The following is a 15,637-nucleotide window of genomic DNA, read 5'->3' as shown; positions in this document are numbered from 1 at the left end:
TTACATCGAGAGAATTCGATCTTTTGAAAATAGGTTTTTAATCGCTGATTCATTTGCCTTTTGGATATTAAGATCAAGGTTTTGGTCTCTTGTTATATACCAAAATCCATCTTTTCCAGGAATAACAAAATGAAGGTCTATGAGGTCAGGATTATTATTGGAGTCATATTTCAAACTCAGCAGACTATCCATTTTTCCGCTTCTCTTAGAGATATCCTCAATAAACTCATTAGTATTATGACTCTGCAGTCTATTACTCCATTTAGATATAAGAGATTCTTGGGTAGAATCAGACTGACTTACATCATTTAAAAATTCCTCAAAATCATCATTTTTCAATTTAAATAATACTTCGCTCTGCTTTAACAGCGTATTGAAATCGAAAAATTCACTTATAATTGGAAGAATCTCTTCTTCATTAAGCTTTGTAATGGAATGTACCTGGTGATCATGCAGTAATCTATGAAAATATATTTCATCACCTATAAAATGAAACGAGATACTATCTTCTCCCTCAAGATCTAAATTAAATTTGGAGCCTTTTACTGTCTTTTCTGCAGAACTTAATATTTGAATAAAAGGAGTAAATTCTTCTTTTAACTTATATTGCCTATTAACTTCCTTTGCCATATTTTTAGCCAGCAAAGAACGAGATGCAAACTCAAGCATCAATTTTAATTCAGAATCCTCCAATGCCGGAAAATACGTTTCTTTCAAAGAAATTCCTTGCTCATACAAACCTTCACTATAAAAGGAAAATATCAATTCTTCTATGCTTAGTTGAATAGTTTTCATAAAGCCTCCTTAAAAAAATGATAGTTTTTTGCCGAGGAAACCTTTTGCACCCTCTATTAAAGAGTCAGCTGTCTCCTTTGCCTTTGAAAGCCCTTTTCCAATTTCCTTTACCTTTCCAATTGGATCAGCGATCGTTTCTTTAATCTGTTTATTGACCATGTCAATTCCTTTGTTAGCTACATCTAATGCCTTACCAGCTTTCTCAAAACCATCCTTAAATAGCTCAACGCCATGGTGGATAGGCTCTTTTAATAGGATAGCACCTTTTTCAGCAATTCCAGCAGTTAATTTAGCAGCCTGCTCTCCAACAAGGCCACCTACGAAAGAACCTGCAGCAGCTCCTACAACTGTACCGACTGGGCCAACAACACTTCCTAAAGCACCGCCAACTACCGCACCTGCAATTGCCCCGCCAGAAATTGCTACGGTATTGTTAACCGCATTTCCAACCGCCTTTGCATTTTCTCGCTTTAATACATCTGGGTTATCTCCATACTTAGTGTAATTCTCGGAGATTTTCAGCCCCATTCCGCCTGCTTCCATTATTCCTGTTAATGCTACTGTGCTAACAACATTCGCTTTTGCAAATTTTGCTCCTGTTTTAACAAAGGATTTAAACTTTGCTGAATCTGCTGAGCCAACCTCTAGAGCACCATATAATGCCTTAGAGCTATTTGTAAAATTCACAACATCATCCGGAAGGTATTTCGAAATTCTTTTATGAACCAAATCCGCAAGTGGCGCATTTCTATACTTACTTCTTAAATAAAATGGATTCAAGAATGCCCTTGCCATCGTTCCTAACTTTTTACTTTCGTCAATTTTATCTGTTACCTTCTGAAGTGCCGCCATATGTTTATACGAGAAAACACCCTCAGCATTCTTTGTAAACTGAGTAAACCCCAACCCATAAAAAGCAAGCTGTTTTGTCATAAGTGCTCCAAGAGCTGTTACGGCACCATATTTCTCATACAACTTATACAACTTACCTACAAGATTATCAGCATCAGCAAATTTATTTGCAACCATCCGCAGGTCAATTTCCATTTCACTAAGCTGCCCTGTAAGCTGATTACCAGTACCCCAAGGGTCTCCTACATGATAGAAGCAATGCCTGTATTCCGCCGGAGCGCCGTTAATCAAATCTGCAAGCTCCATATGGAGATTTCTGTATTCGTCTTCAATTCTGGACAAACGAGTAACCATGTCATTTGCCAGGTCTTCCAGGCTATCTGGATTTACAGAGATTTCATTTCCCACTTTAGTACCTCTCTTCTTTTAAATTTTTATAGTCAATTTGAATTAAATTAAATTTATAATCTGATAGCCTACTATTAAAACTTGTATGGGCAATATAAAAAGATCTCCGCATCCCGGTGCATAATCTCCATCATATCTTTTATTCTTATCATAAGTACCTTTTTTCTTCTCTTCATTATTAGACATAAAAACCCATCCAATCTTTATATTCTTCAATTCAAATTAATTATTTTTCCTTAAGCCTTGCCAATCTCTCTAATTCTCTTTGTCTTTCAATTTCTTCTCTGACTCTGTCAACTTCATTCGCAGCGCTTTCCAGTTCTCGGCTGATGTTATAAAGGTTATCAGAGTGCCTTTGGAAGAGGACGCCTGCTTCTTCCAATGCGGAATCAAATTTGTCCCGGGCTTTGCCTTTCCATTCATCTGCATGGTTTTGGACACTTTGCTTTAGTTTGAATTCTTCTGTTTTGATATCATCTGAAGCTGTCTGAAATACCCTTGCCAGGGCTCTTACATGTGATGAGTTCATTTTGACACCTCATTTTTAAAGTTATTCTATCCAATAATTTTAAAGTCTCGTCATCTGGCTATTTGGCCAGAGATTTTCATTTTTTCATCCCTAATTCTTTATTCTATTTTTAGAAGCCAGTTATTTGAGGGGAGTTAGTTGAAGAATTTGGTTGCAGTATTTATGTACACGCCTCCAAACCGGAGACATGTACGGGAATTATTTAATTTTCAGCCTGCTTCGCCATCCTCGGTATGAGGAATCCCATAATCACACCAATGGCAATGACAAGCAGAATAATATAAAGAAAGATTAATTTGTTATCTTGTTCAGCGGGAGTTCGATCCTCCGCCTTCAAAAAGCTTTCCTGTTTAGAATCGGAAAAAAGCTGAAGCTGGTCTGCTTTTGCAGTGATGGTATTATTAGTGGTTTCACCGCCATCAAAAAGCTGCTCCTTCACTTCCTTTAAAGGATCCAGGTTCTTTTTTGTAAAAGTAAGATCCTTTTGTTCTTCGGGGATCTCTTTCTTATTTTCATAAAGTGATTTTTCATGCAAGTAATCGGTATTCTCTTTGAATTCCTTTTTTTCATAGGTATTCGGAGTTAAGTTATCAAAATCAGGGGTCGCCCCAGCGGATTGGCCAGCTATCAGCCAAAACGCCGGGATCAACAGAATGATTTTAATAAATATTTTAAGCTTCATAAGCCTGATCCTCATCCCTCTTTGTACGCAGGTCTTTTATCGACCGGACTGCAAATGGAATGATGGCTAGCAAGATGATAACGCCAAGCAAAATGATGATGGCTGGAATAAACAATGATTCTGAATCATACTGGATGGACATATATACCTTGGACATTGGATCTTCATAGTTAATATTCGGTGCTGTAAGAGCCAGGAAAGGACTAATGAAGAAGGCAATGAGACCAACGCTCAAAATCCATCCTGCCAGATTGCCGATCTTGAATCCTGCCAGTACAATCGCTGAGGCTGCAGTCAGCAGCAATATGGTGAAAATCGTCCACTCAATAGCCCGATCCTGTTCCATTGAGTAAATATTAAGGCCAAATATGCTGATAATCAGACCAACAATAAGATTCAGCAGTACAAACATGGAAGCATGGACAAGCATCGGCGCATTTTTGAAATAATGGCTGAAGTATCCAATCATTAAGCTGCTGAGCAGGACAATGGCCAATACAACAACCGGCGGCAGCTTGCTTTCCTCTTTCTTCGCAGCTGTTTCTCCGCTGATTTGAAGCGGATTGGATAATTGCTCGTATACCGGGCCATTCTTTTGGCCATTCACATAGGTATTACCAAGGAGATTGTAAATATCATCCCGGAACATCTGAGTCGTCTCTACGTTCGAGCCCCACTTGGAATTCAGTGTATCTGCATCCTGCTGGACACTTTGCACCTTTTGCTCAAGCTCGCTTGTATAGGACACGATATTGCTTTGGTTCTCCCCGATGGACCCAACAAGATCATTAATCATCTGCATTCTTTGGCTGATTCCTTCCTGTTTGACCATCACAGAAGTTCCATCGATGCTGTCTACAGGAACTGGTGTAGTCGTTGAGGATGTTTGAATTTGCTCCCTAACCGAATTGGCATTTTCCTGCAGAGCAGATAAATCTGTCTCTATGGCTTCTTGCTGTTCTTCAATTTTTTTATTGTATTCTGTGAAGAATGCCGTAAACTGGCCTTCCAGGTCTGTCAGCTTTTGCTGAGTTGTTGGCATTGCTGTGTTTAGGTTATCCCATACTTTTTGTTCTTCCTCGTTCACAGCTACAATAGAGTTTAATTTCTGTACAAGCTCTTCCACTTTTTCAGGATTTTGACTGTATGAATTTCTTATTAAATCTTCATATTGAATGAGTGAGGCATAATACTCCATCATTTTTACAGGTTTAGTATTCGTAATTTCATCTTTAAAAGCAGCTAAGTTAAACCCGAGTTCTATGATTTGCTGTTCTTTCTCCTCTATAAGGTTAATCATAGAAGAGAAACTCATTGAAGCCCCCAGTTGATCTAAGAGGCTATTCTTTTCTTCCTCTAAACTTTTGTAAGCTGCATCTAGGTTGGTAAGATCTTCAATTAATTTTGCATTTGCTGCTTGAAGTTCCTCAACTATTTTTTGCAGCGGGTTTTCTCCAGAATCCTTCGCTGCCAGTTTTTGCTCAACAGCTATTAAGCGCTGGGATAAAGCAGGTAAGACAGTCAAGGCGGAAACAACTTGTTCGGGCTTGGTACCTTCTATCGTCTCTAAAGATGTTTTCAAATTCGCAATCTCTTTTTCAACACTTAAAATCTCATTTCTTTCCTCTTCCATACCAGGTAAAGATGGAGCGTCTAAACTAGCAGCTGTTATGGAATTAGGTTTGGCTCCACCGGGATTTTTGTTAGATGCTGCTCCTGTCCCTGCACCTGGATTCCCCGGTTGTTGTCCATTTGATAGCTCCCCTTTCAATAAACCGATATTTTCAGCTGCTTTATTGAAGGAAGCTGCTTCTTGTTCTTGAAAATAAGTGTTTAAGGCATACATTTGTCGATCTACCTGATCGTTCCGGATAGCCGATAAATCACCCAACACTTCACTATTCTCTTCAAGCTGCTTTTCCACACTATCAATCCCGTCAGCCAATTCCTGATTCCCCTTATTCAATACACTAAGTGCCTCAGAATAAGTTGGCTGCTGTTTTCCCGCAACAGCTTGAATATTGACTACATTTTCATCCTGCATTTTTTGAAGGATATTTTGCTGATTATCCTGGTATTCTTTGTACTGATCTACAAACTGTACAAACGAGCCAAGGTTCTCTTCAAATTGGCTGAGGTTATTTTCACCCTCGGTAGTACTTTCCGCAGCAGTCTTCACTGTCGACTGAATGCTCTCCAGCATATTGCGCTGCTGTTCGATTTCCGCTGCCAGGTTCTTTGAACTAGGCTTATAGAAAGCGAGCATTGCATTCTGGAAGTCTATTTCTTTTTGTAAAATGGTATCGAATTGGGATTTAACATTTTCAAGGTCCTGGGATACATAGGTCCAGTACAAGGTTGAAATCTTTCCATTAACACGGTTGGTGGCCGTCTGGATCTCACGCAGAACCTTTTCCCGGTTCAGTGAGTTCAGCTGGTTCTGTACTGTATATTCAAAATTTGCTTTTTCAGGCTGCTGGCTTTCATAGGACATGATGTTCTTTGAAAAGTTGGAAGGAATGTATACAACTGCGTCATATTTGGTATTTCTCAAACCATTCTCTGCAGCACTCCTGCCGATGACGGTCCACTCATACTGTGAACCGTCTTCGAGGATCGATGTAATTTCCTCTCCAAAATCAAGTGACTTATCTTCCTTGTCAGCGCCTGTATCTTCATTAACAACAGCTATGGTTCTTGTGGCATTCTCCCTGACTAACAGAGGATTATCACCAATGGAGCCAAAAAAGATGGCTGGCGTGGCGATAATCAGAAGCATCACCAAAACCATTTTCACGATGTATTTTGTTTTGGCTGTCATGCTAAGACCTTCCTTTCAGTGGCACATAAAGGAATTTGAATTTTTAATTCCTTTCCGTTTATAACGTAATAACCATATCCCGGCTGAATCTCTGCCTCTTTCCGGTCGTATGGAAGGGTAAACAGCGTCTGCTCCGATTTTTTCATCAGAACGATCGCCTGGCGGATCTGTTTGATTTCTGCTGTTAAGGAATCGTATCCTTTTGTCAGTTCATTATTGCTGCCTGTCACGATGACACTAAAGCCTAGATGGCTGCCGTTTTTCATCAGCCTGGCCATTCTTTCCTGCAGGCTGTTATCCAATGTCTGCGCAAAACGGGAGTATCCATCCACAGCCAGTACGATTGGCGGGAACTCTAAATCTATCTTGCCATGCTGGATAGCATTAAGATACTCTTTTTCCCTGAGGGATAACTGTTCTTCCACCTGTGCAGCCCAATCGCTGATTTGTTCCTTTGTTTCGATATAAACCGACTTTTCTTCGCTGGCATAGGAAGATAACCCTCTGTCAAAGGAATCGAAAATACCGACGGACTCTGCACCCTGAACAAGCATGTGATTGATCATGAGCTTAAGAACATTTGTCTTTCCTTTTTGGGCCTGCCCCAGGATGATGCAATGTTTCGTTTTATTGAAGTTCGCATAAACAGGTTTTACAGATTCCTCATCAAGGCCAACAGGCACAAGTCCTGGCTGAACAGCTCCAGTAGTGTAGCGGGTAAAGTTAATTGTATTAAGCTCTGCTGGAAGCATCGGCACCTCTTCAGGCTGCCTGCAGTCCTGGTATTTCTCTTTCAGTTCCTGGATGTCAGCCCGGATGGCTTCCATAATCTCAAAATCATCCTTGCCATCTGCCGGCAAGAATACCTGTGAGAAAAACGCCTCTTCCATTTTTATAATGGCTCTTCCCGGTATAGGCTCAGGTGCGAACGGAACTCTTCCCAGTACGGAGTATGCCTCGCTGCTGTCCATCAAATAATGGACGACCTTGGTTTTGAGGTTGTTCATGAGAGACTGTCTGATTGAATTGATCCGCGTCGCAGCGAAAATCATATAAATGCCGAGTGACTGCCCGTCCCTGGCAATCTGATTAATTTGCGTTTCAAGCTCCTGCATTTCTTCTTTTACTAAATCAAAGTTATCAAATGTGATATATACGAGCGGCAACTTTTCGCTGCTCATCGAATTGTACATCTTAATTCCGCTGACTTCCTGCTGCTGGAACAGCAGCTTCCTGCGGGCAATTTCATCCTTGATCAGATTCATGAATTTTTCAATCTTGCGTTCTTCATCCATCAGGAAAAAGTCGGCCGTATGCGGCAGCTGTCTTAGCGGAAGGAGTGAGCCATTTCCAAAATCGAAAATATAATAATGAGCTTCTTCAGGAGATAGCTTTTCGGCCATGCTAAGAAGCATCGTCATAATCGTATGGGATTTTCCGTAACCGGAGGAGCCGAACACCCCGATATTTCCATCCTCTATGATTTGATAGCTTAATGGATACTGGCTCTGCTTCTCAGGCTCATCCACCATCCCTAAATGAATCTCATTATTTTCTGCAGCGCGATAAAGTTTTCTGCTTAAGCGCCCTTCAAGAGGAGGAAGCCACGGACTTCTAAGCTTCTTAATTCCCATCGAGGACTGTGTTGCTTCAATTTCTTCCACCACTGCTTCAATTTCTGTTTTTCCGCCTTTTTTCTTCCCTTGGCGTGAATTAACATCTGATAATGGCACAAGCCCGAGGTCGGTTACAATTGCAATTTCATCCTCTGTCTCAGACGTGTCATCCAAATAAGGCGCTCCGCTCCATGCAGATTGGAAGAGTTCATAGACTTCATTATTGCCGACTTGCAGGTAGCCGCGTCCGGTTACGGTAATAGCTGCTGCATCTCCGTTTTTGATGATTTCCCGGCTGTCATCTGTGTCCTGAACCTTTAAAGCCACCCGGAAGCGGGCATTACTCCAGATCTGTTCATCAATGACACCGCCCGGCTTTTGGGTTGCCAGAATTAAGTGCACCCCAAGACTTCGTCCGATTCGTGCGGCACTGACAAGCTCCCTGATAAATTCCGGCTCTTCGCTTTTCAGCTCCGCAAACTCATCAGAAATTAAGAACAGATGCGGCAGCGGTTCCTTTGCCATCATGTTTTTATAAAGGTCTGTGTAATCATTAATGTGATTAACCTGGTATTGATCAAAAAGCCTCTGCCGCCTCTTTAATTCACTTTTGATTGAGGCAAGCGCTCTTGAACTGAAGTTTTTGCTTCCTTCGATATTCGTAATCGTTCCAAGCAGATGCGGCATGTTCTTAAACGGCTGGGCCATTCCCCCGCCTTTGTAGTCAATCAGCAGGAATGCGACCTCATGGGGATGGAAGTGAACAGCAAGTGAAAGAATATAGGTCTGCAGGAATTCACTCTTACCCGATCCCGTTGTCCCAGCCAGCAGTCCGTGCGGGCCATGCGCTTTTTCATGAAGATTCAAAAGCGACAGGTCTTCCTTTCCTTTTAATCCAATTGGCACCGCCAGAGATTTCGAAGACTCTTTTGTAAGCCAATTCTCTTTGATTGGAAGTTTTCTCACTTCTTTTACTTTCATCATTTCCAGGAACGAAACGCTATTTGGAATGGAATTGGTCATTCCAACCTGATGATCAAGCGTTCTTAACAGACGGGAAAATTCCTCATTCCCCTTCTTCTGATGAGCATCAAGCCTAAATGGGATGCTCACGGCCTTTTTGTCCTGAATCAGAATGTCTCCTTCTTCCTGATTGACATATCTGACAAGTGTTTGAATATTATCATGCAGGCTTTCTTTTGAATCAGCTGCAAAAATAACGGAGATCCCCATATTGGAGTGGTCTCCCTCCAAATATTCTAAAATGACATGATCCGCAATCAGCTGATGATTAGCAATGATAAATACCAGATGCGGAGAGTACACCAGCTTCTCCTTATTTTCATCCAAATCCCTTTCACGCAGGATTTCATAAATGGAAGATAACAGCTGATCCCTCGTTTGTTCGTTATATATCAACCCTTTTGCGTGCGCATGCGGCATCTGGAAATGTGGAAGCCATTTCAGCCATTCCCATTTCTTATATTCCTTTTCATTAAAAATAAATACAAACCGCACATCATGGTAGCTGTGAAAAAACGCCAGCTGTCCAATGATCTGGTGTATTTCATTTTTAACAACCGACTCTTTACCGATCAGCCCGATTGGCCCCTTAGCAAGGTCAGCCACCACAGGCACATTTCTAACTTCTTTATAGACTTTTTCCATCTGCTGTGACTGTTCAAGCAGGTCATCAATTTCCCGGTTAGCCATATCCCCTGAGCTGACCTTAACTTCATAGCTCGCAGGCACATTACCGGTTCCAAGCCTAAACTGAAGAAAATCAAAACTTTCCAGTGGCCGCTCCCAAATCCGGTCGGATATATGGCCCGTAAAATATTTCATTTTCTCAAAAGAAGGAAAATGGAATTCCAGAACATGCTTCTGCTGGTCAGACAATGCCTGCAGCTCTTTTCGCTTCTCTTCCAGATAGGCAGTATACACTCGATGTCTGCGCGCTTTCCGCTTTTTTTGGTTGCTCTTATCCTTAAAGTACTGGACAGTAGATGTGACTAACGTGGTCATGAACATGACCATTGAAATGATAATAAATATTCCTCTTGGCTGAATCAAAGCCACGATGCCCATCACGATCAGCATAATCAGCGGCGGCATGATGATCAGCCATAACCCCCTGCCTGAATCATCCGGCTCCTGTGACGGAAAGGATAGAGAAACTTTTTCATCCGGCATTTCATAAATCATTCTTGGCGTTCTGCGATAGAGCGGATATTTCTTTGCCATCTCTGATTGCGGCCTGATGGTAATCGGAAGCTTAGATTCATAGCTTTCAATGCTGTCGATCTGGAAAAGATCCTCTTCTATTATTCGAATAGACATAAATGGGAAGAGCAGCACATCGCCGATTTCAAGGAAAACTCTCTCTTTGGCTCTTTTTCCGTTTATATAAAGCTGTCCTGACTTTGGCTCCGCGATCCAGCCCTTCTCTGTTTTAATCAGTTCAAAGGAATGACCGGCATCCATTAATATGCCGTCCTTTTTATAAATTGCTGCATCTGCATTCTCAGAGGAAAACTCTATCTCCTTTTGATAGCCAGAGTAGTAGGTCTGGCTATTCATATTTTCAGAGGTTACGATTATCGTCAGGGTCTTCCCATCATCATATAGCTGAAAGGGTTCCCCATAGTTCAGCTTTCCGAGAACTGAATCATCTTGTCTAACTTCATAGAAGCTGTCGTGCCTTTCTATTGACACAGCCCCTTTTGAAAAAGGGAATTCCCTTATTGTCACCAGCTGTTCAAGCTCTGGGCCTATGGTGATGCTGCCGCTTTTCTCAAATGGCATAGACAGCTGCTGGCAGTAATCGCTGTAAAACAACCATAACTGTTCCATCTCTCCACCTCCCGCCTATCTTAATTTGGTTTTGTCTTTGCTGCCTCTTCCTTCTTTTCGGCTGGCTTTTCAGCAGATGTTTCAGCTGCCTTTGAATCTGCAGGCTTTTGCTCTTCTGCAGCCTTCTGTTCAGGCTCTTGTTTTACAGCCTGTTCATTATCCCCGCTGTTACTTTGCTCTTCCTGAAGACGCTGCTCCTCCTCCTCCTGAGCTTTCTGTTCCTCTATATACTCATCGATCTCAGCTTGGATTTCGTCAATTTTCTGCTGTTTTTCATCGGATTCAAGGCTATCATCTGCTTTGACAACTTCACGGTATTTTAGCAATGCAAATAGGATTAAGTCTCTATCTTCAAGATCCCGGGAGATATCGAGAGCTTCCTTGGCATCTCCCCTCCCAATATGAATCCAGTAATGATAGTAAAGAGGATCCGTCTGCAGGGTGATGGTATTTTGGACATTCTCTTTTTGGTCTTCTGTCAATGCTTCATTTATTATGTAAGACTGTGCAAGTTCGTATTGCACGACTCGCGGCATCTGATCAATATCATAATTGGATAACTTAGAAACGACTTCACTATATTGGCTTTTCAAGAAGTGTTCCTGGCTATTAATAAATGCTGCCTGTTTAGGCTGGGTAAAGATAAGGGAATATAGACTGAAAGCAAGGAAAGGCAATAAAGCAATCAGCAGACCCCAAGCAGAATACCTTGTTGCTTTCCATTTTTTCTGCGGAACCTTAACATATTCCTTATCTTTCTTTTCAAGCATTTCAATATTCGTCCGGATGACTTCTGACAATTCATTTTCATCCTTGGCTTTGATCACAATTGCCGCTGCAGGCGACAGTTCAATGGTTTCATGAAGTCTAAGGTAATCCCGGAAGGAATGCTTTCCATCTACAGCAGCTGCAATGGCCGCTTTCAATTCCATCCAAAGTTTTTCCCGATTGGCCTCATAAGGCGGAAGGCTTTCTTTCACACCATAATGAAGCAAATGCGGCGACAGGCTTTCATCAGCCACTATATTTTCCGGACAAATAATGAGATGCAGTCTGGAATATGGATGACTTTTTACAAGCTTGAGGAGCTGTGAAGAGAAGATCCATCTGCTTCTTTGGTCTTTCTTTTTTAATTTGGAAAAGGTTAAATAATTTGAGGGAATTTGCAGGACGAGGCGCAGTTCATCCTCTGTTAAATGGACATCCCTTTTTATAGCTGAATCCATTGCCTTAAGCAATTCCAATTCCGCAGCAGCATCAGCTTTTATTTTCTCTCTTTGAAAAAGAATGGTAAGGGATTGATGATCTGTTTCGACAACCGCTTCAAGCTGCTCTTCAAGGTAGGTTTGACTCTTTTCTGACATTTTTTAATGCTCCTTTATAAAATTTCGAAACGGTCCCCAGTGGTAATCCCCTTTTCTGCCAGCTTATCGTTCCCTGACAGAACCATTTGCTTGTTGGGAATTCTGACCCAATAGCCTTCCCTGGGCGGCTGAGGAATAGACTTAGCTTGCCAAACAATATCAACTACTTTTTTAACAGAGTGATAGTTAGATAGACGGAGATCAAAAGGTTCAACTTCATAATTTTTCAGATCGATTGTTAATTCTATGTACATATTAAACACCCCATAAAAAAAGAGCGCTTTTCATCTGATGAATGTAGCGCTCCTTCTCCACTTATTGATTCAGATGAAATTAACCGCGGATTTGGCCAGCAATCTGGTTATCAGCATCTTCAAGAGCTCTTGCAGTATTATTAAGCTGAACAGAGATATCCTCTAATAATTGCTGCATTTGAACAAATGAAGGCCTTAAAGATTGGTATTGTTCAGCAAACGCTCTGCTTGCTTCCCCTTCCCATGCACCTTCCAGTTCACGAATCATATTATCCAAACGGACAATCTGATCCCCAACCTGGCTGCTTTCTCCATTATAACGGTTAGACATGCCTACTAATTCTGCTGGTGTAACGCGAATAACTCCTGACATTCAAATCTCTCCTTTTCAATAGGTTACTATTATTGTAAAAATACACAATTAAAAGGTCAATTACTTACTTGCAAAAAATAACAAAACAGTTATTTATACCCACTTATACCCAATTTCGAGATGTTCAAACCCAAATTGGTATTTTTTTCATAGGTTTTTTCTATTTTTTGTTATTCACTCATTTTAAAATTCAAATTTTCTACCTTTTTATTACTATCATGGCAGTCAAAACTCGTCAAATCGCTTATGTAGCCTTGTCGAATTATGTCTGTGGTTTTATTCCTATTAATCTATAAACCCCTAATTGTATTTTATAGGTAAAATCACCCTATCGTTTATATGTAAATCAAAATTTATTGAGCCCTTTTTTTTCCTAAAATCATCCTTCTCGCTTTTATGGTTCTTTTGAATCATTTTCAAGAAAAAATTTCCGGGTTCGCAAAAAAAGATACAGCTGAATCGCTGTATCTCTTAACAACCTATTTATTCCCCAACCACATTAGCATCCTTCAACATTTCATCCGTCAAAGCGACTCCCTGCTCCTCAGCTGCTTTTTGGTTAATCACCAGCTCAAGACTTTCAGGGTAGCCAACAGGAATCTCACCAGGCTTTTTGCCTTCAAGGATATCAACGGCCATTTGGCCAGTAGAGTATCCAAGATCATGATACTCAAAACCATAGGAAGCAAATCCGCCCCGTTTAACCGAATCGCTTTCTCCAACAAAAGCTGGAATGTCTTTCTCATTGGCTACGTTCAGCACAGATTCAAGGGCAGATACAACTGTATTATCCTTAGGGATGTAGAACACGTCAGCACGGCCTACTAAGGACTCTGCTGCCTGCTTTACCTCGGAGCTTGTTGAAATAGTCGTTTCAACCGCTTCAAGTCCTGCTGCCTCGATGGCTTCTTTCGCATGCTTAACATTAACTACTGAGTTTGGCTCCCCGTCATTGTAGATGATGCCGACCTTCTTGGCTTCCGGTACAAATGTTTTAATGGAGTCAATCGTTTTTTTGATGGCGTCCGGATGTGTATCAGATGTACCCGTTGCATTCCCGCCTGGTTTTTCCATGCTTTCCACAAGCTCAGCACCAACAGGATCAGTGATGGCTGTAAAAAGGATTGGAATATCCTTTGTGGATTGCACAACTGATTGTGCACTGGCAGTCGCGATAGCAAGAATCAAATCATTCTTGTCCGCGACCAGGTTCTGGGCAATGGACATATTATTGTTCATATCCCCCTGGGCGTTCTGGAAGTCGATTTTAAGATTTTTTCCTTCTTCATAACCAGCATCTTTCAAGGCGGCTATAAATCCCTCTCTCGCAGAATCCAATGATGGATGCTCCACAATTTGCGTGATCCCGATTTTTACGGTTTTCTTTTCTGGCGCTTCCCCACTGGTTTCCTCATTTCCTGAGCCGCAGGCAGCAAGCATTAATAAAGCGCTGCTTGCTAGGATGGCTAACATCTTCTTCATCACAAATTCCCCCCGACAATCTTTGTGTGTAGTTTTTAAATTTTTATAATATTTCGATATTAACATGTTTAATAAGTATGTAACAATAGCTAATCCACTTTTTGTTAGATAAATTGACATTAATACAAAAATGAAGCTGATTCCGGAATGGAACCAGCTTCTGATTTCAATTAACGAATTGGCACCCTGTTAGGGATTTCATTATATTCTTCCGGATTCAAATCATACACACTGCCATCTGCCACACCATTGATAATCCCCATGACACCTGTTTCTACTGTCTTAACCAGCTGACCTTTCATCTTTTGTCCATAGTTATGTGTCTGCCCTTTTACCTCAAATAGGACAACCCCGCTGCCGTTCAGGGCAAAGGAGCCCAAGGCAGTTCCAGGCAAGTCTAAGTCCTGGTCATATAATGAGATATTAGTAAACACTGAATTTCCTTTTTCCTGAAGTGCATCATATAGAGCAACGTTTAACTGGCGAGAGAAATCAAAGCGATAATTCTCCGCATATTGGCTATATTTTGCACCCTCCGAAGAACTTGGATCCGGAACAAAGTCTGCTGAAATGGACATTGTTACATCTTCATCTGTTCCTTCAATCTTATAGAAATTCTGGTGATGAAGATCTAAAAAGACTTCAACAATACCAAATTCCTTTTGAAGACTCTTATAAACATCCCGGACTGTTTGCGATTCAGGCGTAATATACCAGCCTGGAGTGCTTGAATTGCCAGGGAAGTCCTCCGCCTTCGGAACATAGTTTAAGTCAGGGTTAAAGTCACGGTTTACATCGAATCCTGGAGCTGCTGCATAGTCATCCCCCTGCAGGGTTCGCGTGTAATAATTCCAGGTAGGCTGTGCATTATGTAATTGAGGAAACTTCTCCTGCACTTCTTCCCACGTCATTACGTTGCCGCGCCTGTCCAATTCGGAACCATCGGCATTCATCATCGGGATTGCAACAATCGTTAATTCTTCTCTAATCCTTTTCGCATCTGCTGATTGACTTGACCCCAAATATTGAAGAATATTCAGCAACGCGACAGTGCCGGTCTTTTCATTGCCATGAATTTCGCTCTGCACTAGTACCACTTTATCTCCATGGCCCACTCGTGCTGTAAAGATATCTCTCCCCTGATTTGTTTTTCCCGCAGATTCAACCTGAACCAGGCCGTTCGATGATTTTTCAATTTGGCTTAACTTTCTCTTTAATTCTTCATAATCAACAAAACCATTAATTGATACATTTTCTTCTGTCACAGGCTTTGCGCCCTCAGCAAAGCCGACTTGGGGTACGAGAATCGCTGCTGCCAGTGCTGCTGAACTAAGTACTTTCCATAATGATTTCTTCTTCATTTTTGAGCCTCCTCTGATCTATTAATTCGATATCCGAATTATTTCTATCATGCCTTTTTAATAGGAGGATGTAAATCTGCTAAAAGAATTAATATTCTGAATAATAAATATCCTACATTTTCCTTATTAGTTAAGACTTTCATCATGTATGAAGAGACACTCACATTTATTCTTATAAAAAAATCTCACTTCATTAATGCCGTTACACAAACTTGCGTTATTAATCTGATTCGTCTTCTGCCTTTTC

General features: G+C 41.2%; 12 protein-coding genes. All 12 read right to left on the bottom strand.

Annotated elements, in window-relative coordinates:
- Nucleotides 1–795 (bottom strand): hypothetical protein, encoded by a 795-nt coding sequence (locus IRB79_RS02935; RefSeq protein WP_243506641.1) that lies wholly within the window; start codon nucleotides 793–795, stop codon nucleotides 1–3.
- Between the two features lie 9 nt (nucleotides 796–804).
- The gene (locus tag IRB79_RS02930; RefSeq protein WP_243506639.1) at nucleotides 805–2,055 is read right to left on the bottom strand and encodes a glycine zipper domain-containing protein; all 1,251 of its coding nucleotides are present in this window, start codon (nucleotides 2,053–2,055) and stop codon (nucleotides 805–807) included.
- Between the two features lie 42 nt (nucleotides 2,056–2,097).
- Nucleotides 2,098–2,241 carry a hypothetical protein gene (locus IRB79_RS02925; protein WP_243506638.1) on the bottom strand — a complete coding sequence of 48 codons (144 nt, stop codon included), beginning with the start codon at nucleotides 2,239–2,241 and terminating at the stop codon, nucleotides 2,098–2,100.
- Between the two features lie 40 nt (nucleotides 2,242–2,281).
- The gene (locus tag IRB79_RS02920) at nucleotides 2,282–2,584 is read right to left on the bottom strand and encodes a WXG100 family type VII secretion target (RefSeq protein WP_009336194.1); all 303 of its coding nucleotides are present in this window, start codon (nucleotides 2,582–2,584) and stop codon (nucleotides 2,282–2,284) included.
- A gap of 202 nt (nucleotides 2,585–2,786) precedes the next feature.
- Nucleotides 2,787–3,266: a type VII secretion protein EssA gene (gene essA, locus IRB79_RS02915; RefSeq protein ID WP_243506636.1), complete on the bottom strand. Its 480-nt coding sequence runs from the start codon at nucleotides 3,264–3,266 to the stop codon at nucleotides 2,787–2,789.
- The gene (esaA, locus tag IRB79_RS02910) at nucleotides 3,256–6,087 is read right to left on the bottom strand and encodes a type VII secretion protein EsaA (protein ID WP_243506634.1); all 2,832 of its coding nucleotides are present in this window, start codon (nucleotides 6,085–6,087) and stop codon (nucleotides 3,256–3,258) included. Before esaA ends, essA begins: the two co-directional genes overlap by 11 nt.
- Nucleotides 6,084–10,556, bottom strand: coding sequence for a type VII secretion protein EssC (gene essC, locus IRB79_RS02905; RefSeq protein WP_243506633.1), 4,473 nt, complete (start codon nucleotides 10,554–10,556; stop codon nucleotides 6,084–6,086). Before essC ends, esaA begins: the two co-directional genes overlap by 4 nt.
- A 20-nt stretch (nucleotides 10,557–10,576) precedes the next feature.
- Nucleotides 10,577–11,920, bottom strand: coding sequence for a type VII secretion protein EssB (essB, locus tag IRB79_RS02900; RefSeq protein ID WP_243506632.1), 1,344 nt, complete (start codon nucleotides 11,918–11,920; stop codon nucleotides 10,577–10,579).
- A gap of 14 nt (nucleotides 11,921–11,934) precedes the next feature.
- Nucleotides 11,935–12,174 (bottom strand): ESX secretion system protein YukD, encoded by a 240-nt coding sequence (locus IRB79_RS02895; protein WP_009336199.1) that lies wholly within the window; start codon nucleotides 12,172–12,174, stop codon nucleotides 11,935–11,937.
- Nucleotides 12,175–12,253: 79 nt separating this feature from the next.
- Complete coding sequence (locus tag IRB79_RS02890) at nucleotides 12,254–12,547, bottom strand: WXG100 family type VII secretion target (RefSeq protein ID WP_009336200.1); 294 nt, start codon at nucleotides 12,545–12,547, stop codon at nucleotides 12,254–12,256.
- Nucleotides 12,548–13,030: 483 nt separating this feature from the next.
- A complete protein-coding gene (locus IRB79_RS02885) occupies nucleotides 13,031–14,029 on the bottom strand; it encodes an ABC transporter substrate-binding protein (RefSeq protein WP_243506631.1) in 999 nt (332 codons plus the stop codon).
- A 170-nt stretch (nucleotides 14,030–14,199) separates the two neighbouring features.
- Nucleotides 14,200–15,390, bottom strand: coding sequence for a M14 family zinc carboxypeptidase (locus IRB79_RS02880; protein ID WP_243506630.1), 1,191 nt, complete (start codon nucleotides 15,388–15,390; stop codon nucleotides 14,200–14,202).
- Between the last annotated feature and the right edge of the window lie 247 nt (nucleotides 15,391–15,637).

The sequence above is a fragment of the Cytobacillus oceanisediminis genome, from assembly GCF_022811925.1.
Taxonomy (GTDB): domain Bacteria; phylum Bacillota; class Bacilli; order Bacillales; family Cytobacillaceae; genus Cytobacillus; species Cytobacillus oceanisediminis_D.
The sequence above is the reverse complement of the archived record's forward strand: the minus strand, read 5'-3'. Positions and strand labels throughout refer to the sequence as shown.